The 23,454-nt window shown below is 63.3% G+C and carries 17 protein-coding genes; 15 read left to right on the forward strand and 2 right to left on the reverse strand.

Going from position 1 to position 23,454, the window contains the following annotated elements; all coding sequences use genetic code 11:
• Positions 1 to 147 precede the first annotated feature (147 nt).
• The gene (locus tag JQ635_RS04985; RefSeq protein ID WP_211408749.1) at positions 148 to 1,074 is read left to right on the forward strand and encodes a Ku protein; all 927 of its coding nucleotides are present in this window, start codon (positions 148 to 150) and stop codon (positions 1,072 to 1,074) included.
• Between the two features lie 7 nt (positions 1,075 to 1,081).
• Here JQ635_RS04985 and JQ635_RS04990 read toward each other — a convergent pair whose 3' ends face one another.
• Positions 1,082 to 1,336 carry a hypothetical protein gene (locus JQ635_RS04990; protein WP_211408750.1) on the reverse strand — a complete coding sequence of 85 codons (255 nt, stop codon included), beginning with the start codon at positions 1,334 to 1,336 and terminating at the stop codon, positions 1,082 to 1,084.
• 121 nt (positions 1,337 to 1,457) lie between these two features.
• On the opposite strand from JQ635_RS04990, the gene JQ635_RS04995 reads away from it, so the two are divergent.
• From JQ635_RS04995 to JQ635_RS05060, 14 genes are all read left to right on the forward strand, one after another.
• The gene (locus JQ635_RS04995; RefSeq protein ID WP_211408751.1) at positions 1,458 to 1,733 is read left to right on the forward strand and encodes a hypothetical protein; all 276 of its coding nucleotides are present in this window, start codon (positions 1,458 to 1,460) and stop codon (positions 1,731 to 1,733) included.
• A 50-nt stretch (positions 1,734 to 1,783) separates the two neighbouring features.
• A complete protein-coding gene (locus JQ635_RS05000) occupies positions 1,784 to 6,187 on the forward strand; it encodes a bifunctional RecB family nuclease/DEAD/DEAH box helicase (RefSeq protein ID WP_211408752.1) in 4,404 nt (1,467 codons plus the stop codon).
• Complete coding sequence (locus tag JQ635_RS05005) at positions 6,184 to 8,226, forward strand: hypothetical protein (RefSeq protein ID WP_211408753.1); 2,043 nt, start codon at positions 6,184 to 6,186, stop codon at positions 8,224 to 8,226. The genes JQ635_RS05000 and JQ635_RS05005 overlap by 4 nt, the downstream gene beginning before the upstream one ends.
• Positions 8,227 to 8,939: 713 nt before the next feature.
• The gene (locus JQ635_RS05010; RefSeq protein ID WP_211408754.1) at positions 8,940 to 9,485 is read left to right on the forward strand and encodes a hypothetical protein; all 546 of its coding nucleotides are present in this window, start codon (positions 8,940 to 8,942) and stop codon (positions 9,483 to 9,485) included.
• Between the two features lie 2 nt (positions 9,486 to 9,487).
• Entirely contained in the window at positions 9,488 to 10,321 is an 834-nt protein-coding gene (locus JQ635_RS05015) for a metallophosphoesterase (protein WP_211408755.1), read from the forward strand.
• A gap of 85 nt (positions 10,322 to 10,406) precedes the next feature.
• Positions 10,407 to 10,997 (forward strand): hypothetical protein, encoded by a 591-nt coding sequence (locus JQ635_RS05020; protein WP_211408756.1) that lies wholly within the window; start codon positions 10,407 to 10,409, stop codon positions 10,995 to 10,997.
• Positions 10,994 to 13,087, forward strand: coding sequence for an AAA family ATPase (locus JQ635_RS05025; protein WP_211408757.1), 2,094 nt, complete (start codon positions 10,994 to 10,996; stop codon positions 13,085 to 13,087). Before JQ635_RS05020 ends, JQ635_RS05025 begins: the two co-directional genes overlap by 4 nt.
• On the forward strand, positions 13,075 to 13,341 hold the full coding sequence (locus tag JQ635_RS05030; protein WP_211408758.1) for a hypothetical protein: 267 nt from the start codon (positions 13,075 to 13,077) through the stop codon (positions 13,339 to 13,341). The genes JQ635_RS05025 and JQ635_RS05030 overlap by 13 nt, the downstream gene beginning before the upstream one ends.
• A gap of 843 nt (positions 13,342 to 14,184) precedes the next feature.
• Positions 14,185 to 14,484, forward strand: a complete 300-nt coding sequence (locus JQ635_RS05035; RefSeq protein ID WP_211408759.1) for a hypothetical protein — start codon at positions 14,185 to 14,187, stop codon at positions 14,482 to 14,484.
• A gap of 13 nt (positions 14,485 to 14,497) precedes the next feature.
• Positions 14,498 to 15,247 carry a TnsA endonuclease N-terminal domain-containing protein gene (locus JQ635_RS05040; RefSeq protein ID WP_211408760.1) on the forward strand — a complete coding sequence of 250 codons (750 nt, stop codon included), beginning with the start codon at positions 14,498 to 14,500 and terminating at the stop codon, positions 15,245 to 15,247.
• Between the two features lie 23 nt (positions 15,248 to 15,270).
• Positions 15,271 to 17,628 carry an integrase catalytic domain-containing protein gene (locus JQ635_RS05045; RefSeq protein ID WP_211408761.1) on the forward strand — a complete coding sequence of 786 codons (2,358 nt, stop codon included), beginning with the start codon at positions 15,271 to 15,273 and terminating at the stop codon, positions 17,626 to 17,628.
• A complete protein-coding gene (locus JQ635_RS05050; RefSeq protein ID WP_211408762.1) occupies positions 17,625 to 18,680 on the forward strand; it encodes a TniB family NTP-binding protein in 1,056 nt (351 codons plus the stop codon). The genes JQ635_RS05045 and JQ635_RS05050 overlap by 4 nt, the downstream gene beginning before the upstream one ends.
• 5 nt (positions 18,681 to 18,685) lie before the next feature.
• On the forward strand, positions 18,686 to 21,055 hold the full coding sequence (locus JQ635_RS05055) for a transposase (RefSeq protein WP_211408763.1): 2,370 nt from the start codon (positions 18,686 to 18,688) through the stop codon (positions 21,053 to 21,055).
• Between the two features lie 123 nt (positions 21,056 to 21,178).
• Complete coding sequence (locus JQ635_RS05060; protein WP_211408764.1) at positions 21,179 to 22,075, forward strand: hypothetical protein; 897 nt, start codon at positions 21,179 to 21,181, stop codon at positions 22,073 to 22,075.
• An 85-nt stretch (positions 22,076 to 22,160) separates the two neighbouring features.
• On the opposite strand, the gene JQ635_RS05065 is transcribed toward JQ635_RS05060, so the two are convergent.
• Positions 22,161 to 23,003: a hypothetical protein gene (locus tag JQ635_RS05065; protein WP_211408765.1), complete on the reverse strand. Its 843-nt coding sequence runs from the start codon at positions 23,001 to 23,003 to the stop codon at positions 22,161 to 22,163.
• Positions 23,004 to 23,454 lie beyond the last annotated feature (451 nt).

Here is a 23,454-nt window from a genome sequence, read left to right on the forward strand (position 1 = left end):
CTGACATAAACCCATAAGAACATAACAAGAACAAAAACGCGAGCCCGTAGAAGTGAAAAATTGCCGCCGCCGGGCTGCCTTGCTGTCGGAACCGGGCGCGTTCGTTCGTCTTGAGTCCGAGTCCCGTTAAGGAGTGTTGCGTTCGCTATGGCCCCTCGCGCGAATTGGAAAGGCTTCCTGCGTCTCTCGCTGGTGACCTGTCCGGTGGCCCTTTATCCAGCCACCTCGGAATCTGAAAAGATCTCGTTCAACCAGCTGAACCGGCAGACCGGCCATCGCATCAAGTACCTCAAGGTCGACGCCGATACGGGAGACGAGGTGGCGAACGAGGACATCGTTAAGGGCTACGAACTTGAGAAGGGCCAATACATCGAGGTCACTAAAGAGGAACTCGAGGAGCTCGCGCTAGAATCGACCCGCACGATCGAGATCGACGAGTTTGTCGACCGCAGCGACATCGATCCGAGGTATCTGATCCGGCCCTATTATCTGCGTCCCGACGGTAAGGTCGGTCACGACGCCTTCGCGGTGATCCGCGAGACCATCCGGGAAATGGACAAGGTCGCGATCGGGCGGGTGGTGCTGACCAACCGCGAGCATATCATCGCGCTCGAAGCACGCGACAAAGGCCTGATCGGCACGTTGCTGCGCTATCCCTATGAGGTTCGCGATCCAGCCGAGTATTTCGAAGACATCCAGGACGTCAAAGTCACAAAGGACATGCTCGACCTAGCCAAGCACATCGTGAATCAGAAGGCGGGCAACTTCGAGCCGGACAAATTCGAGGACCACTACGAAACGGCGCTGGTCGACCTGATCAACCAGAAGCGCGCAGGAAAGGTGATCCGCCCGAAAGAACGGCCCAAAGGCGAGAACGTGGTCGATCTGATGGAGGCGCTGCGTAAGAGCGTCGGCCGCGAGGCCGCGCCGGCGAAGGCGGCTAAGCCCGCCAAGAAGCCGAAGAAGGCGTCTGCCGGTCAAAAGGAAATGTTGATGCCGATCGCGGGCAAGAAGCCGGCTAAGGAGACGACGGCGAAGAAGCCCGCAGCAGGGGCGCGGCGGAAATCGGCCTGAACTGACCTCAATCGCCCGGACATTCAGGGCAGATGTCTCCAGTAGAAGCCAGGATCTCACGGACTTCCATGACAGCTTCGTCGGCGGTAATGCCGTTCGGTGGATCGTGGCGCGCGATATCGATAGCGCGCTCGCGCGCGTGGGGATCGGCGCGGTCTTGCGCCCATCCATGCTGCTCACACTCCTGGATCGCCCCCGCCTCCAGCAGCACGTTGATCGCCCAGCCGCGCAGCGTTTGTGGTCTCTTCCTCGCCATTGGCATCCGAATAACTCCTGCCTGACGAATCCCTTCGGTCGCTGCCGCGTTCCGAGCGGTTAGCACAGGGCTGGGATTCGAGATCGGAAGGACCGGGCTTGTCCACGTGTTCCGCGGAGTTCTGATCATGGCAATTGTCATCGTCGGCACCATCAACTCGCTGGTCGGCGGCACCTGCTGGCCCGCGATCGCAGGCGGTCGATGCGCAGTCTCCGAGTCGGCACCGGTATTCGTGATCGGCCACTGGGAAAAATACGGGTGGGTGCGACCGACTTTCCCGGTCGCTCGCGCCAAGTCGCTCAAATATATAGGGAAAGATCGGTCGGGAAGCGCGCCGCTCATTGACTTCGCATGTTCCCTTGAATCAATCTCTGGCGTTTCCGTCCGCGTCCCGCAACCCTGACATCCAAGGATCGGGTTTCCTTGGCGGCTTGGGCATGGAGCTCCGGTCTCATGGTCTATCGTCTCGGCAAGCGAGCCATTTCGCAGTTCATCCGCTCTGATTGTCAGCGGCGCCTGCGGCTCGACCTGTACAGGTCCGAAAGGGACAGGGAGGCAGTCGGTGCGCCGAAGCGGGATACCCATCGGCCCGGTTTGGCTCTGCTCACCCAGGCCGGTCGCAGTCATGAGCGGCGCAAATTCGGCGAATTAGCGGAAGTGCTGCCCGGCTTGGTGATGCACGGGGAGTCGAGAGCCTTCGCTGAGGGCGAGGAGCGTGCGTTCGGCACGCTGTCGCTGGCGGACCGCCTCGGTGGAGTCATTCCCAATCAGATTCTGATCGAGGCCGAGTATGAGGTCGAGGCGCCGTTCAGGGCGGCTCACGGGCTCGACGATCTATACGGCGGCGCCTTTTTCGGCGGGACAGACAGATTGGAATTCGCCAAGGTCAGGCCGGACATTATCCATGTCGTGCCGCCCGACGGTACCCCGCGCCGCGCGATGCTCGTCGACGGTCGGCTCGAGTCCGTCGACGATCAGCGGCGCCTTGGCCTCAAGATCGTGGACATCAAGATCTCGGGTGAAGCGTCGCCGGCGCACTTCGCCGAACTCGCCTACTACGGCATGACGCTCGCCGGCTGGCTGACAGAACACGGCTACGACGACCGCTTCTTCGTACTGGCCGAGGCAGCGGTCTGGCCCGGACGGCATGACGCCTCCAGCATCGAGCGCCAACTTCAGGCCGACGTCGCCGAGCACATCCTCGAGCGGCGGCCGGCCTTGTATCTGGCGGCCTTCGCGCAGGATCTCGAGCAGATGCCGCCGGAGGTCGTGCTCGGTCGTGTTTCGCGCTTCCTGCAGAACGAGCTGCGGGCGGTGCTCTCCGTTCCCGACTGGCGCGACCTGTCGTGGCACGTGGATCGTCGTTGTCTAGGCTGCGACTATCTCGGTTACCGCTGGTCCACGGACGAAGACGCCGCTGCGGGTATCGCCACTCCACCCGCGCGATCCGAGCGCGAGAACATGGCGTACTGCTGGACGATGGCCCGCGACGTCGGTCATCCTAGCCAGATCGCGGGGCTGACGGAGGGCGCAACCGGCAAACTGCTCGAACGCGGGATCGCCAGCGTCGCCGAGGTGGCCGGGGTTCAACCCGGCAACCCCGTGTTCGAGACGCACCAGACGCTGCGGGCCAAGCGCACAGTGCTGGTGGCTCGCGGCGTCTCGCTCACTGAACGGCGCCCCGCCGAGATTCCGGACAGAGCGGGTACCTCGGCGGTGCTTCCGCGCTTTTCCGACATCCGCGTTTTCCTTTCCGCCGATTTCGACGTGGCGACAGGCATCACCTTCGCGCTCGGCTCCTTCATCTCCTACGGGATACCGAACGCTCCGCGCGATCCGGCGGCGAACCGCGGCTATGGCCGCGATTTCAGAGAGCGCCGCCGTCCGATGCTGGTGCTCGATCGCTCGGTGGAGGAGGAGGGGCGCATTCTCCGTGAGTGGCTGGGATTCCTTGTCCAGGACATCATGCGCGCCCGTGCCGAGCTGCTCGCCGGCTATCGACAGTACGATCCCGACAAGGATGACGTGAGCATCCAGTTCTACGTCTGGGACCGACTGATCTTCGATCACCTGTGTCGCGTCATGGGGCGGCATCTCGATCTCATGTTGCAGCCGGTGGATGCGGGTGGCGCCAACGTGAGCCCGGTCTCATGGTTGTTCCCCGCCGACAGCGTCCTCGAAGACGCCCGCTTCACGGCTGTCTCCTCGCCGATCACCGTCGTCTCTGAGATTGTCAACAGCCTGATGGCAGCCGCCGTGCCCCATCACTACGGCTTGGTCTCCCTCGCCAATGCGATCGATCCCGAGCGCCGCGTGCGCGACGGCCGGCCATGGCACTTCAACGTGAACAAGTTCTATCTGGACCCGCTGTCGGACCAGATCCCTTCCGAGCGGGGCACCGAAATCTGGGAGCGCAAGTCGCCGTTCCGGACGCAGGACTTCCAGTGGCATCAGGAGCAGACCAGGCGTGTCGTGATCGATAAGCTCCGCGCGGTTGCGTGGACCGTGCAGGGACTGCAGCGGCGGCTGAGCGACACGTTGAGTGCGGATGCGCCGAACGTCGACGACGTCTTCCGGCCCGTGCAGGCGCTCACCGGTGTCGGCGTCGACGGCCAGATGATCTACCAGCACGCCCGTCTGATGCATGCAGCGGACAGGCTCGAGAACGACCTGCTCATGGCCATGCCCCCGCACGAACGCGAGGCTCGCTTCGAGAGCGCGCGCGTGCAGCGTACGTTGACTGGTGCCGAGCGCGCAGACTATCTCCGCCAGATCGGACTCCCCGGGGCAGTCGCCGACGCGGCGGTCTTTGTCTTCGATCTGCGTGAGGCTTCCAAGGAAGTGCGGGTGAAGGACGGCGATTTCCTCTTTTCTTTCCTGCCCGAGGACCTGCTCGCTCTGACGATGCACGACACGATAGCCGGTCTTAAGAGACGCTTCCCGGCTTTGGAGCGTCGCCGCCCGATCGAGAATTGGGACTACACCAGGCCTGCACGGGCCGACCTCAAGGTTTCAGTCAAAAAGCTCGACCGCGCAGCGCGGCGCCTTGTCATCGAGGCACCGACGCTGCTCGTCGATCTCGTCGAACTCGACATCGCCGATTTTGGCTTCGACGCTGCGCGTGCGCGCTTCGGCATTCTCGATCCAGTCGTGATCGATTTCTTCACGCGGCGGCTTCGCGAGGCACTTTCCGGAAGACCGGGCTCGCAGGGAATCCGCAATCCACCGCTCGCAGCGGCTCGTCCTCTCTTTCCGGCCGCAATTGCTAACGTCGCCGCGCTCAATCCGCGGCGCACCGCCGGCGTTCCAGCCGAGACCTTCATCTGGAACGCCGATATCGCCTCCCGTAGCGCCACCGGCCTTGACGCCGATGCCGTGCTACGTGTCGCGCGACAGCGCAATCTGGGCATCACGCCGCGCCAGGTCGACGCCATCGAACGCGCCGTGCAACGGCATCTGGCGATCTGGTGGGGACCGCCGGGCACGGGCAAGAGCGCAACGGCGCAGGGGTTTCTGGCGGGTTCGCTGGCGAGTGCGGCCGAGGAGGGAACCGGCTTGCGCATAGCGATCACCGCCGTAACGTGGGTGGCGATCGACCACGTTGCCCGCAAGGTACCGGAAATCCTGCACCAACTCGGCCTCGAGGACCGTGTGCTGTTGGCGCGACTGGTTTCGAGGGCGGAGGCGGCGGGGCAGATCGCGCCCGAGCTTGAGCCGTTCATGCTCGCGATGGACGATCGGGATGCCGCCGACCGTATCGAACTTGAGGCTGCGCTGGCCGCCAGAGACAGGCTCGTCGTCGTAGCCAGTACCGTCGATCAGATTGCCAAGCTCGGCCGCGGAGTAATGGAGCCGATGTTCGATCTGATGCTGATCGACGAGGCATCCCAGGTCGACGTCGCCCACGCCATCGTCGGCTTCACGAAGCTGGCTCCGGATGCGCGGGTGGTCGTAGTCGGAGACGATCTGCAGATGGCCCCGATCCATCCGATCGAGCCGCCCGAAGGTGCAGGACATCTCGTTGGCTCGATCTTCGACTTCTACCGCAACTACCGCGGCGAACAGTTGGAACGCACGATGCTTGACCGGAGCTTTCGCTCGAACCGGGAGATCATCGATTTCGTGAAACTCGCCGGCTACCCCGACCTGCATGCGAGCGATCTCACCGCCGGCTTGCGCTTCGCGACCGCGCGACCGATCCCGGCACGCCGGCCGGCGACCTGGCCTGGCGAACTCGAGTTCTCGCCGGCTCTACCGGACATACTGGATCCCGGGCAGCCGCTCGCGGCCGTGGTGCACAACGATCGCTACAGCAGCCAGCGTAACCAGGAAGAAGCGGACCTCGTCGCCGGAATGGTGCTCGCGCTGTTCGATGCTGGCCTGATGGACATCGATGACGACAATCGCACCGCTCTGTCGCCGGTCGACTTCTTCCGCAAGGGCGTCGGCATCGTCACACCCCATCGCGCGCAGCAAGCTGCCGTCTTCGAGCGCCTGTCGGCCGCGCTCGCCGGCCGCGTCGATGAGAACGAGATCTTCGCCGCCGTCGACACCGTGGAGCGCTTCCAGGGCCAAGAAAAGACCGTCATGATCGCAAGCTTCGGGCTCGGCGACAAGGATCAGATCGCGGCCGAGGAAACGTTCCTCTTCAACCTCAATCGCTTCAACGTGACCGCGTCGCGCGCGAAGGCTAAGTTCGTGGCGATCATGAGCCGCAAGCTCGTCGACCATCTTCCTTCCGACAAGGAGGCCTTGATCCAGTCGCGGCTGCTGAAGCACTTCGTGGATGGATTCTTGCGCAGATCCGAACAAATCTCGGTACCGGGCTTCACTGAGTGTCACCTTCACGGACGATGACGAAATTTCCCGACCGATCGTTGCTCGACGACGGCGACATCCCAGTCGTCGGCCTGGCGCGTCTCGCCGTCCGCGAGACGGTGCGGCCGCGCGACGCCTACGGGGCGCATAAGTGGTTCGCGCGGCGCCTGGCGGTGACGGCGCGGTCGCTGCTCGTCGCCGCCGGCACGCCGTCCGGCGGCTCGTTCTGGCAGGCCTACTACGACGCACCCTCGTACGAAGGCCGAACCGTGCTCGACCCGTTCCTCGGCGGCGGCGTCATGGTGTTGGAGGCATCGCGGCTCGGAGCCGACGTCAACGGCGTCGATGTCGAGCCGGTCGCGGCGGCGATCTCCTCGTTCCAGGGGCGGCTCCGCGACCTCCCCTCGCTTGAGCAGACCTTGGAGCAACTCTGCACGACCGTCGGCGCCAAGCTCGCTCCGTATTACCGCTCCCGCAGCGAAGGTCGCGAAGAGATCCTGCTGCATGCCTTCTGGGTGCAGGTCGTGCGCTGCGAGGAATGCCGGCACGAATACCATGCTCACCCGCAATTTCGCCTGGCTTCCGATCCGAACATCGACAAACAATGGGTCGTCTGCCGCGGCTGCGGCGACATAAACCAATCGAAGAAGGACGCCAAGACTGTGGGCTGTGCCTGCGGTGTCCGGACAAAGGTCTTCGCAGGCAACATGGACGGGGGCGCCGGCGTATGTCCGAGATGCTCGCACCGGCAGAAGCTGATCGAAGAGGCGGCCCGCAGGGGTTTGCCGCCTGTGTTCCGATTGTTTGCGGTCGAAACCATTCCGTCCGGTCCGGAGCGTCGGTTCACGGGCAACGACCGGCGCATCCGCGCAGCCACCTCGTTCGATCGCAAAATGTTCTCGGACGCCGCAACGGCTCTTGCTGCGATCGAGATGGAGACGCCGGACTCGATCCCGCCGTCGCCGATCCCACGCGAAGGCCGCAAGGACCAGCGGCTGCTGAAATACGGCTACCAGAACTACGCAGACCTATTTTCTGCGCGTCAGCGCCTGCATCTGGCGCTGCTCGCGAAGGAGATCGAAAAGCTCGATGGTCCGGTGCGGGAGGCGCTTTCGATAGCGTTCTCGGATCATCTGACGACGAATAACCTGCTGTGCAGCTACGCCACCGAATGGCGCCGGTTGAGCCCGCTGTTTTCGATCAGAGCTTTCCGCCACATCGCCCGACCGGTGGAGATCAATCCGTGGCTGCGCAAGAACGGCCGCGGCACGTTCCCGAACGCGGTGCGAGCGGTGCAGCGGGCCGCTTCAGCCCTCAAGGAGCCGCGCGAACCGACCAGAGCGGGCGCCGTCCGCGAGGTCGAGGACCGTCCGCAGGGCGCCTGGGACCTGCGCTGCGGCGACGTGAAAAACCTCTCTCATCTTGCGGATGGCTCGATCGATCTCGTCCTGACCGATCCGCCGTATTTCGACTACATCTCCTACTCGGAGCTCGGCCACTTCTTCGTGCCATGGCTGATCCGCTTCGGCTTGGTCGCTCCGGAGGCGCTGAACGGATTTCCGGCCGCGCAGATGGCGGCCGGATCGCGCGCGCCTGCCGCCATCGAGCGGTTCACGCGAGGGATGGCCGAGGCTTTCAAGGAGATCCGTCGAGTCTGCCGTCCTCAAGCCCGCGTGGTCTTCACGTACCAGAATCTCGACGGCCACGGATGGACCGCGCTTGCGAAAGCGATGGCGGAGGGCGGTGTGCGACCGATAAGGGCGCTTCCGCTTCTAGGCGACGCCGGCACCAGACTGCACAAGCGCGAAAGGTCGATCTCCTGGGATGCGGTCGTCGTCTGCCGCATCGATCAGCCTGGCTGCTGGACCGCTCCCGAGCAGCTCGATCCGGAAGCGGGCAGGCGCGAGGCGCGCGCCTGGGCGCGCAGGATCGCGGCGGCGGAGCTCGATTTCACGGACAGCGACGAGGCGAACATCGCTTTCGCGCAGGCCATCGTACGATGCGCCGAGGCGAAACCAAACTCGCTTGTGAAGGCAATGGGCGCCGGCGCGGTCAGAAGCGCTGCACGCAAAACCTGAACCACATTCCTAGAGGCTAGTACCCCCTCGGAAAAAATGATGCCTGAAGCCGTTCTCCGGCGGACACACGACGCTCGATCGCGTGCAGGCCGAAACGGTGTTGTAGGCCCTGTTTCCCCGGACGAGACGGGCTGTCCGGAGCGACGTCTCCATGTATCGCTGCCGCGTGGCCGCCGGACGATTGGTCTAACCCTAGGACGGCAGTGGCAAACGGCGAAGGGAACGCACAGTGGTGCGCTGAAGTGCCGTGCTTTGGCAGCAAGCGCCTCAGCGCAATCTGACATTTAATTTCTGCGTTTTGCTGTTCGCCGCTTTAGCCATTCCGTCGCGGCCTCCTCCATTACGTCCCAAGCGGCGCGCTCATCCTCAACGGCGGCAAGCTTAATCGCTTTGACGATCTCAGGAGACATCATCGCTAGAAACTGTATCCGATCGCCAATCGGGGTCCGCTTCTTCCGTTTCGTCACGACTACCCTAGCCATCCTGGCTTCCGTCCCCGATCTGGACCCCCAAAAAAGAGTCCCACGGGTGACAACGTACCACAACTCCATTTCCCCTCCCGTCCAGAGCAACATATTCGGAATTTGCTCATTCGATGGCTGCCTGCGAAGAGAAGCTGCGTCAAGGGATCAAAGGAGAGGATCAAGAGATACATTTATAGATTTATAATCTTATATAAGAACGCAGCCATCGGTTTCAAAACGGTAATGTCGATGGCGTACGGCGCACCAAATTGGAGAGTGGAGCTTGTTGAAGCCCATCTCGACCTTTTCCAGGCACCTCTAGGCAATCCGACTGCGGCTGAAGGTTTTCCTGAGTGCGAAGAAGGTTGGTGGCATATTCTTGACACGGTCTGCATCCGGATCCGTGCCGCCAAAAAAGCTGGGCACGGCTCATTCCGCTTCGCTCAGATCAAGCAGAAGAGGGGCACTCTCCGCATATATTGGACGGGGCGGTTGTCCAGCCGGGCTGACGACGGCGTGCGCGTCGCAATCGAGTTGGCAGAGGCGCGTAGTGCCTGCACCTGCGAGGTGTGCGGGAGCGAGGCGCGCCTCGTCCGCAACGGCGGGCTGCTGATGACTCGCTGCGAGGCACACACCAATGCCACCGCAGTCGTGGTCGCGCCCGGTCTTGAGAATATGCACATCGTGCAGTCGGTCGTCGAAGGTCGGTTGTCGTGCGAATGCCGCCGCTATGACCGCGGCTCCGACACGTTTGTCGACGTCGATCCAGCTCTCCTCGGCATTAGGAAGGGCTAAAAATGCGGCTCTGGCTGATGAGCGACGTCCACCTCGAATTGACCAAGGGCTGGGATCTCCCGCCGCCGGCGCAGCGGCCGGACTTCGATGTGCTGGTCATGGCAGGCGACCTGGTGCCGCGCATGGAGCGCGGCGTCCGCTGGCTGCTGGAGCGCGTGCCGGATAAGGCTGCAATCTACGTCGCGGGCAATCACGAATTTTACGGGACCGATGAGGCCCGGACGGTCGAGAAGGCGATGCAGGCCGCGGCGGGCACGAACGTGCACGTGCTCCAGAACCGCAGCGTCACGCTGGAGGACCGGGCGGGGAGCGTGACGTTCGCCGGCGCGACGCTGTGGACGGACTTCCATCTGCATGGCGACCAGCGCCGCGCCATGGCGGCGGCCGCGGATCGGATGAACGATTTCCGCAAGATCCGCACCGGCGGCTACAGGCGGCGCTTCCGCCCCTCGGACGCGCTGCTGTGCCACCAGCAGTCGCGCGCGTTCCTGGAGGCCGAGATGCGCAGGCCGAGGGGCGATGGCCACAGGCTGGTGGCGGTCACCCATCACGCGCCCGTGCGCGCGCGATGCTTTTCCGGCGAGGACGAGACCCTCGAACCGGCGTTCCGTAGCGATCTGACCTGGCTGATGCGGCCGCAGCCGGCCGAGGAGGGGAAGGGCGCGCTGCGGCCGGCCGATCTCTGGTGCTTCGGCCACACCCACGAATCCTACGACGCCCGCGTCGGCGAAAACACGCGCGTCATGGCGAACTGCAAGGGCTACGGCCCCTGGCCGCCCGCGGAGCCGACCTGGGACAACCCCGATTTCGACCCGCACCTCGTCATCGAAGTCTGAATCCGGAGAGCGACATGACCGACGTCGACATTCAGAAGCGCGCAGAAGCCGCCCTTTCCGTCAATCAGGTTTCGAGTGACAGCGCATGTTCGTCCGCAAGCCCCGCAAAGGCCACCCCGATCTCTTCGCTTCCGCCAAGACGCTCGCCCCGATCCCGGCGCGACATCCTGCTCTTCGAGCGGCGCTTGTCCAGGCCTCGCTCGACCCGGAGGTCCGGACGATCGGTTTCGTTGCGACCGCACATGTTGCGTCCGTACAGGTAGAGCTGAACGCCGTCGTCCTGGGTCACGACGCCGGGCGCTTCCATCTGGACGTCGTGCCCGCGCGTCGGCTGCGCAACCTGGAAGAGGATGGATTGGTCCAACTCGCGCTGCGGGACCTCGGTCTCGAGCCGTTCGAGGTCACCATCGAGCACCTGAAGGCCGAACCCAGGCGGAGCAACGTCGATTTGGTCTGGTCCTACAACGGGCGGAGCGTGTCGCTGGATCTCCGGATGCGCATTCTCGGCATCCTGATCGACGACGGGCCTCTATCTCTCGGACACCTGCTGAAGAGCATCCGCTCGGACCGCGATCCGACGGCGGCGGTGATGTCGCTCGCCTGTTCGAATCTAATCGAAATCGACTTGAAGTCGCAGCCGATCGGCCCAGCGACAATGGTGAAGTCACGCACATGAAGAAGACGAACAGCAGCAAGACCCCCAAGATCTCCTACACCATGCTCGAGAAGCGCTTGGTCGACAAATACGGCAAGGTGGCCGCGGCGCGTCGGGTGTCCGCGTTCAAGCGGATCCCGTGGAGCCCGGTGCTCGGACAGCCTGCCTTCGAGCTCGATCCGGACGAGGACGATGCGCCGCCGCGCCGCCGCCAAGCGCGCCCCGCCGCGGTCTCGGCGATCGTCGGCGCCGCCTTCGACGCGGCCGTCCCGAAGGAGATTCGCCGCAAGCTCGAGCACGGCCAGGCGCTGGCGGCAATCGTGTTGGTCCCGTCCCCGGAGTGGGTGGGGCCCGTGACGCACTACTTCACCAGCATCTTCGGCAATCGCTGGGTGGTGCAGCAGCGTGACGGCTCCAACCGGCGTCATGACGCCTCCTACGGATCGGCCGACGTCTCGCACGACCTGTCCCGCGGGAGATGCGTGGTCGGCATCGCAGCCGACGAAGACCTGCTGCCGAGCAGCCTCGTCGGCGCCGCCGACATCAAGATCCGGCTCTCGGCTCCCGACGCGCCGGTGATGGCCACGGCGATCAAGCGCTTCGCCAGGAAGGCGCCTCCGATCCTCCCCGAGGACATCGCCGGCCTGGACCTGCATCAGTTGGTCGCGGCCTTCCGGCCTGGCACCGGCGCGGCCAAGATCGTGCAGCGCCTTTCGGCGACGTCGGCGGCCTTGCGTGGCGAGGTCCAGAACGAACGCGTGCCCGACCTGGAGACGGCCGTCGAATATGGCGAAGCGCGGATCTGGGCGCTGAACTTGGCGCGCGACGTCGCCGACTATCGCCGGGGTGCGTGTGATTGGGCATCACTACCTAAAGGTGTATGCCTGGCGAGCGAGCCGGGCTGCGGGAAATCCGTGCTGGCGCGCTCGATCGCACGCTTCTGCGGCGATGCGCCGATCGTGATTTCTTCGGTGGCGGATTGGTTCACAAAGGAGCGCTCGTATATGGACGACGTGATCCGGGCGATGCGGTCTACGCTTGATCGCTCGGCGGCTCTCGCACGCGCCCATGGAATCTGTTTTCTGTTCCTGGATGAGGTCGATGCGATCCCTGACAGGGCCACCCTCGATAGTCGCAACAAAGACTATTGGCTACCTATAGTTGCAGACCTGTTGACCAGGCTGGACGATGGGACGTCCTCGGTAAGGCGGGGCGTGATCCTGATCGCTGCGACCAACAATCCCTCGGCCGTGGACCCCGCCCTGCTGCGGCCCGGCCGCTTCGAACGACTGATCACGATCGATCGCGCCGACGCCGCGGGCACGCTGAACATGCTCAAATTCCATGTTGCCGGCGCCGTGCCGGACGGCGATCTCGAGGACATCGCGATAGCAATGGAGCGCTCGACCGGTGCGGAGGTCATGGCGTTCGTGCGCGAAGCTCGACGGATCGCGCGTCATGCGGGGCGGGACTTGTCGGCAGCCGATCTGCGCGCGGCCCTTATGGGCGCCGATCGGCCAGCGCCCGAGGTGGATTGGCGGATCTGCGCCCACGAAGCCGGGCACGCCGTTCTGTCCCTCGCGCTCGACTGCGGTAGGCTGCGCCACTGCGTGGTCGGTGCGAAGACGGGCGCCGAAAATCGCACGCTCGTCGAGTACCCTTCTTCTCCGGACCTGGTCACGCGGCAGACGGTGGAGGACCGCGTGACCATGCTGCTCGGAGGTCGCGCTGCCGAGCGAATCCTGTTCGGATGCAATTCGGCGGGCGGTGCCGGGGACGAATCCGCCGACACTGGTTTGGCCTTCTCGAACATTGCCTCGCTGCATTTGAGCTGGGGCTTGGGGGAGATCGTCTCGTTCCATGGCTCGCGACGGGAGGTGCTGGAGGCGGCGCGCTGCGATCGGTCGCTGCGTGACATCGTGGAGGCCGATCTGCAACGGCTGCAGAAGCGCGCCGAAGATCTGGTGAGGCGGCATCGCGCCGCGCTCCTCGCCGTCGCCGAGGCGCTACGCGAACGGCGCTATCTCGGTGGGGATGAAGTCCGCGCCCTCTTCGAGGCGCGTCGCCCCAAGGCCCCCCGAAAGAAGGAGGGCCGCGCATGCTCGTCGTGACCGTCGATCTGGCGCCCGGCGGGGACGAGAGCCGCCGCAGAACCATCGCGACCATGTACGTCTCGAACAGGAGCAACCTGGCCGACTTGTCGGACTATCTGGTCACGGCGATGGAGGCGGCGAATCCGTTGACGGGGAATCCCGCCGGCATCGTCGAGGTCAAGGTACTGTCGCATGAACGCAAGCAGCGCGTATGGGCGTTGCTGCAGCGGGCTTCGGAGGAACTCATGAAAGCCGATTGGGTCGAATTGTAGATATCGGGTGAACGGTTTATCGAGGGCATTCGAGTAGAACGGCGCCCCCATGTGTAAACCGACCACCATCCTTTTCGCACGCCCGAGGGCGATGCGCTTCGTACGCCAGGCGTAGCACCGGCCGACGATCCTTAAAGGATGCCGCCGGCGCAGTCCGGCGGCCGAGGTCGATCTCCTCGACGCGATTCCGAGCACCAACGTCACCGGGCAGCTTCGCCCGTTCGAGGGGCCGACCATGATACCTCCCCTAAAAGTCTCCGGAGCGCCGTCTCCGTAGTCCCGTCCGATCCTCCCGCGTGATGCGGCAGGATCCGGGTTCACCGCATTCCCTCAACTCAACGAAGGTCTCGCCACGCAAGTGAAGCGAGGCGATCGAACTATCGGGAAGTACCCGGTAGTGCGGGTCGCGCGCTTGCCCTTTGCGAACGGGAGATCTTCGCGGGCGACCAGCGCTTTCGATCGCGCCGGCGTCGCCCGGGGAGGCGCGCCAAAAATGATCCCAGACTTCTGACAGCGGAGCCGCGCCTGGCGCGCGGTGACCGGAAGACCGCGCGCCATCGCTGCGAAGCGAGGCGCTCTTGCGCGCCGCTGCATCGGGTTGCCTTGCCCGACGCAGCTCGCGGGAGAGCGTCGATACTGCACCGGCCCTACCCGACGCAGGCTGCGGGGCCGCGCCCGAACGCGCGCTTCTTCATAGGCCGACGTGAATCCCAAGGCGAACCCGCAAACCGTCGTTTGCGGGAACGGCGGAGCTTTGTCCGCGGCATGGTGAAGGATTTCGGCTCCGGTCGATCTTCGCCGAAGGCCGCGCGTCCTCCGCCTCCGTAGGAAAGGACGTGCATCATGCTCACCGCTACCAAGCCGCTTTCGCTCATCGCTCCCCGACCCTCGCGCGTCGCATGGGACATCGTGGTTGCCGTCGATCGGGAAAGCCGCCTGGTCGCGCACTACCGCGTGACCTGCCGCGACCGCGAGACGGGCGTGCTCATCGCCGAGTCCGTGTCCTCGCCGGCGCCGAACGGCGGCCCGCCCCGCATCACCATCGGAGACGTCGTCGAGCTGCTCGGCGAGTGCCGAACGTCGTCGGTCGTCATCGAGATCGACGCCTGTCGGATGGCCGACCCATGCCCGGATTTTGCTTAAGGAGGTTTCAACCATGAGTAATGGACAGAATCTTCATACTCGCGCGGCCATGATCGCGACGTCTAAGGCGACGATCGTAGAAGCGCCGGACTGGCATCCGATCCGGACGTTCGTGGAGAAAGCCCAGAACAAGCCGGTCGGACGTCTGGTCTCGCGGAAATCGAAGCGCGCCATGCCGTGGGAAGGGTTTGGCGAGCGTCACCTGATGATGATTTCCGAAGCAGACAGCGCCGTCGAGCGCTTCCTCGCGCAGCCGCACCGACTCGAGATCCGGGTCGGGACGGGGCGTCGTCGGTTGGACTACTTCCCCGACCTGATGCGGCGCATGGCCGACGGGACCATCGAGATCGTCGAGGTCAAGAAGTCGAAGGACGAGATCGATGTCGATCCCGACTACGCTTTCAAGATCGCGATGGCCGAGAAGGTCTACGAAGCCATCGGATGGACGTTTCGGATCGTCGTCGCCGACGACGAGATCGACATCGATCCGCTTCTGCCGAACGCGTTGAGGATCTTCGCCGACAAGTTCGCCTTCATCGGCACGCGCGAGCGTCTCGCCATGGAGGAGACCTTCGAGACGAAGGGCGAGCTCGCGTACGCCGAAGCGGTCGAGACCATCGCCGGCGCCGGCGGCTACCAGGCCGACCGCGCCCGGAAGGTGCTGCACGCGTTCTTCTGCACGCGTTCGGCGGGCATCGACATCACCAAGAAGATCACGCGCGACAGCGCAGTGACGAAGCCCGAAAGGCGAGGGCGGCGCTGAGCGCCGCCCGGACAGGAGGTTTCATGACTACGCTCAATCTCAAGCCTGGCGACATCTACGATTTTCCGGACGGCCGCTTCCGCTTCCTCGAGGAATGGGAGGATGACGGTACGCTGTGGTTCCTCAAGAGCACCGGTGCCCGCCTGCCTATGACTGAAGTCGAGCTCGTCGACATGTTAGGCGCCGGCGAGGCCAGGAAGGTCGACATCTTCAAGCGGTCCGACGGCCGCCCCAAGTCGACCAACGATCTGGGCGATTTCGGACCCGGCGAGGAGTTCTCGCCGGAAGCCATCCGCGCGCGCACGCTGCAGTTCTTCGTGCGGCAGTGGGACGACGCCAAGGGGCCCACGCTCGGCCGCAAAGGTCTCGGGGATTTCATTGTCAGCTTCAAGAATGACGAACGTCTGAAGCTACTGAATCATCCGGTGAATCCGACCGCGCTCTACAACGCGATCGTCAACTGTGGCGAACCCGGCAATCGTCCGCTGCGCGTGTTTCGCTCGCTGCGGGGAAAGACCGAGCGGAAGCACTTCGGCAAGATCGTCGAGGACGGGCTCGACAAGGCCGTCGACTTCTACTGGAGCCTGCGACCCCGCACCTACACCGACGCGTATGCCTTCTTCCGCGACATGATGACGACGGCGGGCGTTCCGCCCGAGGAGTTTCCGCGGCGCATGGAGACGCTGCGCCGGCGGATCAATCGCACGATCAATCAGGAGAATTGGGCCCGCAAGTATTCCCGCCGCGAGGCCACGCTCAAGTTCGAGGGCGTCAAGGACAGCCTCTGGGCGCAGGAACCGCTCGAGCTGGTCATCATGGATCACACCGTGATCGACACCTTCGTCGTGTTCGACAACGAGTTCTTCCTGCCCCTCGGCCGGCCGACGCTGACGGTCGCGATCGACGTCGCGACCAGAATGATCCTCGGGTATCTGATCTCCTTCGAACCGGCCAGCCTCCACTCGGTTTTGACGACGCTCAAGCGGGTCAACCGCAACAAGAACTATATGGCGAAGCTGTTCTCGGACATCAACGGGATCTGGGACGGCTGGGGATTGCCGAAGACCCTGCTCGTCGACTCGGGCTGGGAATTCAAGAGCCCGAGTCTGCAGGATTCGCTGCGCGATCTCGGTACCGAGATCATCTGGTCTCCCGTCCGGACGCCGCAATATAAAGCGGTCGGAGAGCGGTTTTTCAAGAACCTCAACGACCGTCTCTTCCACAAGCTGCCGGGCGGCGTGCCGGCAGGGCCGACGGAAATGCGGCTGATCGACGTCAAGCCGCGCGAAGACGCCGTGATCAGCCTCGGTGCCCTCGACGAGATCATGCACGAAGCCATCGTCGGCTATCACGACGAGTTCCACACCGGGATCGACGACTTCCCGGCCGAGGTCTGGAAGCGGAGGCTGAAGAGCCGCGACGTCATCTCCGACATCAACGCGCTCGACCATCTGCTCGGCCGGATGGCGCGCGTGCGACTGAAGCGCAGCGGCATCCGCTTCAACCACATGGATTTCCACGATCAGCAGAAGACGTCCAAGCTCCTCGACGACATGTCGAAGAACGCCAAACGGCGCGATCAGTCGAAATCGCCGGTCGGCAGCGCCCGCTGCTGGGTGACCATCAAGTGGGATCCCATCGACGCGAACTGCATCCAGGTCTGGAACGACGGCGTCAAGCCGCCGCGTTTCGTCACGCTGCCGAACCGCGACCGCCAGTTCGTCATGATGCCGCCGGGCGCACACCGTCAGCGCGACGCCAAGAGCGAGTTTACGCGGCCGATCTCGTTCTGGCAGGCCGAGAAGGTCCGCATCTTCGCGAAGGAGAACGGCATGCCGTTCGAGACCGACGAGCAGAAGTGGAGGGCGCGCAACAAGCTGCGTCAGAAATGGGAGCGGATCGCGGGTATTCTGCCGATGCGCGACACGCGGGAAGCGATCCGCGGTCTTGCCCAGTCGCAGGGGATGTTCGATCGGCCGGCCGGCCCGATCGGCCCGGCCGCCGAGGACGCGCAGATCTCGGCGTCCGACGTGCTTTTCGCGACGGCGGAGCCGACGGTCAGCGGTTACGGCGAGGCAACACTCGTCCCGCAGCAGGTGGCCGCGTTCGAACGCGAGGAGGACGAGCGCCGCGCCAAGGGCAAGTCGCCGAGCGAAAAGCAGAATCGCAAGCGGGCCCGCACCATGCGGGACAAGAAGGAGGCCGAAGCGGAGGCCCGGGCCGCCGCCGCCACCGAGCAGGCCAAGGAACGCGCGCGGGAGGCGGTTTCGCAGGCGAGTGTTGGAAAGACCAAGGACAAGTCCGCAGCGAAGAAGACTGCGGATCCCGCCAAGCGCGATCCGGACCTCGATATCGACAAGTTTTTGGACGGTGGCGAATGATGAAGAGTAACGCGCAAACCAAGCCGGCAGAGCCGGAGAGTCTGGCCTCGATCCGCGCGCGGTTCAAGGAAATGAAGGTCGACAACAAGCGGCTCGAGATGATCGAGGCCGAGATCAACGACCTGCTGGAGGAGACCGAGGCGTCCGTCGCCATCGACCAGGAGCAGGAGGCCGAGGCCGAAGAGAACGAACAGACCATCAAGTACACCGAGATGGACGTGGTTTCTATCATCGGCCCGACCGGATCGACGAAGAGCACGTCGGTCGAGAAGATCGTCGAGAAGTGGAACAAGAAGCGCCCGGGTCAGATGCCCGTCGTCATGGTGACCATTCGCTCGTCGACGCGCAACGAAAAGCAGCTTCAGGTCCAGATCCTCGAGGCGTTCAAGGACCCGCAGGCCGATTTGGTGCGCAGGACCAACAACTACTCGCCCGACCAGGCGATCCGGGCCATACGGAAGATTGCGCGCGCGAAAGGCACCTACGTCGTCGTCCTGGACGAGGCGAACAACATGATTGGCCAGGACGCCATCGCGACCGCGCGCCCGATGGCCAAGGCGATCAAAAGCCTGGTGAACGAAGGCGTTTTCGCGGTCGTCGTCATGGGGACCGCGAAGGCGCATCGGCTGTTCGAGGTCGATCCTGAGCTCAACACCCGAAAGACGGCCGACATCAATCTCGATCCGGTCAATCTCTCCATCCCGAGCGAGCGTAGCTACTTCTTCAAGTTCATCGGACAGATCGATCGGCAGATGGAGCGTGACGGCATCGTCGAGACGAGGGTCCGCCTCATCGAAGACAACCGGAGCAGGGCGATGGTCTACGACATGTCGGGAGGCGTTGTCGGAAACGTCGTCCGCATCCTGCGCATCGCTCTTCGTCTCGCGCACCGAGAGAAGCGACGGAGCATCGAATGGAAGGATATCGAGGCCGGCTACTACGCCTGGAAGACGTTGCAGGTCGACGACAACGGCCAGCCGGTCGAAATCTACGACCCGTTCGCCGATGGGCCGAAGGCGCGGACCCTCGAAGCGGTTGAGAGGCTGGGTTAGGCACCATGGGAGGAAGTGTTGCCACCTACGAAATCCGCCCCTTCGTGGCGGACATGCCCGGGCCTATCGACGACGAAAGCCTGCTGGGGTTCGTCAGCCGCGCTTTGCGTCAGACCCTCATCGTCAAACTGAGACACGGACTGGCGCTCGCCGATGTGCGCCTGGCCGGTAGTCCCAGCGGCGTCAACATCGCCGAAGAGCAGGCGGCAGGGCTTGCCACCCTCTTCAAGGTGGACCGCGAGCAGATAGTGCGCAGGCTCCATCCCAAGACCGCTTTCGACCATATCGTCGGCAGAGGCGGCGAGGCCGTCGATTTCTTCGGCACGAAGATCCGGACGCAATATCTCGAGACCATGTTCAGGAGAGTGTCCCCGCGGGCTCTGGCCGTCGCGCCGTACCACCGGGCACTTTGGGATCTGCGGCCGTTCAATTTCGATCCGCAGACCCGGGAGATGCTTCTCAAGAGTTGCCCGGTTTGCGGAGAGAAACTGCGATGGGTCTTCGTTCGCGGTCCCACGCACTGTGATCACTGCGTCACCGAACGAGGTCTGCGGAAAACCGACCTGCGGGAGCATCCCCAGCCGGTGTTCGAGTTTGAGGACGAAGAGGCCATCGATTTCGTGGTCGGTCTGGTCCATCCGGAAGCGCAGAGACGCGAAGCGGTTAGGAAATCCCTTCCCCCCGGCTTGGCGGAGGCCTCGAACTCCGACGTCTTCGAGGCGGTCGTCACCATCGCGAGCTGTTTTCGACCGGAGAACGTGACGAAGATGTTCTCCGTTGGTCGCCCCCTGCGCGCCGGCGACTTCGACGGTCTCACTCCCGATCTGCTCGAGATCGCCGGGCGAATGGTCATCGGGGGAGCCAACGGCTTCGCGGCCGGGACGGCCCGGCTGAGGGCGCATATGGCCGACAGAAAGAAGACCCACGGCATGTTCGCTGAGATCGGACCGCTCGCGGGCACGATCAACGACAAGAGTCTCGCACCGGTCGTTCGGGAATTCCTGGTCGAAAGCCTACAGCAGGACCTGCTAGATACCAGCGAATTGGGCCTGATCCGGAGACGGCTGGGCGCCGTCATGACGAAATCGAGTGGCGCGTGGATCAACTTGCAGGAGGCATTCGAACTGTTTGGGGTTTCCAAGCATGCGTTGCAGCGCTTGGTCGCGACCGGCCTGGTCGAGGTCAGGCGCACTGACCTCGACAGCTCGCCCGTCCTGATGAATCGGGAAGAGATCGCGCCCTTGGCCGCCCTCTACAAGGACGCCATGGACGAGAACAGAGCCAAGGCGGCCCTGCGGGTTTCGACCGCCGAGCTCAACGAGCTCGCCGACCGCGGTTTGCTTCAGAGAATCGCGGACCCCGTCAAGTCCATGCTGGGCAGCAAAAGCAACACTGTGTATCGGGCTTCGTCCGTAAAAGGCGTCATGATCGCCATTAAGAAGCGTGCGGGTGCGCCCAACCCGTCGCGACGGACCAAGGATCATCTTTGGAACGAGGCCCGGAGGCTGCCTTCGCCGTTGCCTTGGCCCGCGATCATCGAGCTGCTTCTGTCCGGTGACATCAAGATCGAGCGCCATCGGGAGGATAAGGACTGGCGAAAGTGCGTGGCGCTCGCCGACTTCGATGCTTTCGAGACAATCGTGAGGGCCGAGCAGGCCAAGGGTCCGGCGGTGCAGTCGACCTGGTTGAGCCGGGGCCAGGCGGCGGAGGCGCTCAACATCGCCGAGAGTTCGGTCCGGAAGGTCGCTGAAGCGGGGTTTCTGTCGAGCAAGCGCGACGGAGCTCGCACGATGTACAAGCGCTCCGACGTGGCAGAAACTGCCCGAAAGTACGTCTTTCTTCCGGAGATGGTCGAACGCTCGCCCTTAAATGTTGCTCACGAGGTCAGTCGCTGGATGAAATCGGTCGGCATCGAGCCACTCTTAGAACGGGGCAAGAGCATTTTCCCGATCTACGACAGAGCGAGCTTCGAGCGCGCTCTCCCGTCGATGCCCGCCGCCCTGAATCAAATCGAGCTGCCGGAGAGGGCGAATGCCCGAGTGCCGGCCGCCGTGAAACGGGAGGCGGTCAAACAGGTCGAGAGCGGGCTAAGCGCGCATTTCGTCGCCAGACGCCTGGGTGTCAGCAACACGGCCGTCCAGGAGTGGGTGGCGTACTTTATCGAGAACGGGGACGTGCCACCGGCGAGCAAGCTCGAGGGCCGTGAAGACTATGTCCGGTCGGCCATCGAAGCCGATCCTTCGCGCAGCACGCATTCGCTTTGGCAGTCCTTCAAGAAAAGTGGGCTCGATGTAGGCTACACCATCACGGCCAAGTTCATCGCCGAACTCGGATATCAGCGGGATGCTGCGGGGCATTTGGCCCTGAAGGACTGACGGGCGCCGCCAGTCGACCGAGTCGAAGTCTTCGTTTTCGATCGAGTCTGGTCGGGACCATGGAACTACCTTAAAGATAGCTCGAATTCGTTCTCATCTAGAATTTGAGCCATCGAGAGTCAAATGTCCGCGCCGGAGTGGGAAGCTTACAAGATTTCGTCGAGCTACTCGGAATTGACCGAGGTCAGGCATATCGTCCATCTGCCGGTCGCGCGACGCATCATCGAGGACGGCAAGATCAAGTCCGGTCTGGTCTTCGATAAGAGCCGGCTGAACAAGTCCCGGATCAGCGTTGCCTGGCTGTCGGCGAACGATTGGTCGGCGGGCTCCCTATACGGGACGGTGGAATTCCGATTCTCTTGGGAACGGCTGGTGAAGCACAAGCGGATCTACTGGGTGGAGGCCATGCCGAACTACCACCCGGCGGCCTACCGGTATCTGCTCACGTATGACGAGATGACATCCCCGCTGGTGACGGCATATGATCCGGAGAAGGACGACGGACCGCTTAGGAAGATCGACGGGACCTGGCGCTGGAATCGCGAATTCACATCGGAGTTCATGATCGCCGACGATCTCACCATTCCCGAGACGACGGGGATTGCATTCGTCCATCACAACCAGAAATACTGTAGGACGAAAACGGTCTGCAACGAGCAGATCACGAACCCGACTCCGCAGCGGACTGCCGGAAAACTTCTAGCCTACATCCTCGCGCATGGCGTCCACGATCTGGATAAGCACTTGCAGCCGGATGCCGGCGGCAGGAATTCGTCCTTGGACATGGGCAGCGCGTGGCTGTACCTCGTTTTCGATCACCTCGAATATGTCGGATCGATCACCGCCGAGGACGCTTGCGATAATATCCTGAAAGGTGCGCTCGCGCTTTTCGGCGTTGATAAGGTCGAGGACGGCAAGAAGCTGTTGACCCTGATGGCCGATAAGGAGCGCGCGACGGCCGCGCTCGCGAGATCGATCCGAAACCACTTCGATTCACCTGGTTGGGACTTCGGGCCATAAAAGGCCTCTCGACGGTGAGTTCAGTCTACGTGCGAGACGGCGCGCTTGTCGTCGCGGTCGCCCAAACCAGCGGTGCGAGCACCGATCATGAGATCGAAAAAGCGTTCAGGCTGGAGAAGTCCGCAGCCGTGAACCGTGTCTTCGCGACGGGCCCGAGCTGAAGTGCCTTGTGCAGGTACTCGTCGAACCAATTCAAAACGTCGGCGACGACCGCATCGCATTCGGCTTTGCCGGGGCCGCGAAACCGGCTTCCGATCAGTTGGCCGCCGTGGACAATCTCGTTCCGCATGTTCTTGAAGTCGGTGGACAGAACCCGGAGGCCGATCCTGTTCGCGGCATCGGTCACTCCATCGTAGAAGGAGAGGCGATTCACGTTCTGTCGTGTCTCCTCGGTCGCGACGATGATCTGGAGAAGCGTGGTTGCGCTGAGATAGAGATCTTCGAGGGACCAGCACGCTAAGGCGTCCAGCCAGTGATGGATGAGCAAAAGTGCCTTTTCTGTTTGGCCAGCCGACGGGTAGGCCGCGACGAAATTCTCAACGAGAGTTTTGAATTCGTCGGGGTTCGTCACCACCGGCGAACTGCGGTCGACGGCCCTGGCTCTCGGCCATTGATGACTGGTCTGCATGAACTTCACCTCGCTGCTCAAGGTCGCCTTGGAGATGGTGGCGACGAGGCCGACCGCGTACGATGCCGCGAGCAGGATGGGCGTGAGTTGTTCGAGCGCCGCGTCCGCTCTCGCGGATGGGACAAGCGGGATGTTCATCTCGATGTAGTATGTGTCGGCGCACTGTCCGTTGTTGATGGCCGCTTTGCTCTTTTCGTATTCGGCATATTTTCCCAGCGTCCATACGCCCGCCGGGGTCGTGATTTCGAGATGGTCCGGCTCGCCCGGGATGATGAGGTTGCAGATGAAGAAACCGAGCATGTTGAACCTACCGACTACGGGATGGTCATTGAAAGGGCTCGTCTACGATCTACCGGCCCGTTGGTTCTTCGTCTAGTTCCTGGGTTTCACGAACCGCCGAAGACGTCGCTGAGGGCCCGTTCGGTTGCCACGTCGGTGCTGAGTACGTACAGTAGGTCGACGCCGTTTTGCTCGCACAGCCGCATTTTGAAGGCGTCCCGTTTCTGCGCCCACGCCAGTCGTCTTCCCCGCCGAGAACGGGCACTGGGGTGAAGTGCTGCGCGCCTTGAAATTCGATCGACAGGTTGACGGTACTGGCGAGAATAACGTCGCCGAATTGTGCGGTGCCGAAAGAAATATGAATCGCCTGAGTGAAGTATTGGCAGGCAGATTTCAGCCTGGTCAGCCTTCGGTTGTGCGAACAAAAAACGCGACCGACTATTGCATCGAGCGATCGATGTACCCTAGGATT

It is taken from the genome of Bradyrhizobium iriomotense (assembly GCF_018130765.1).
GTDB classification, from domain to species: Bacteria; Pseudomonadota; Alphaproteobacteria; order Rhizobiales; family Xanthobacteraceae; genus Bradyrhizobium; species Bradyrhizobium iriomotense_A.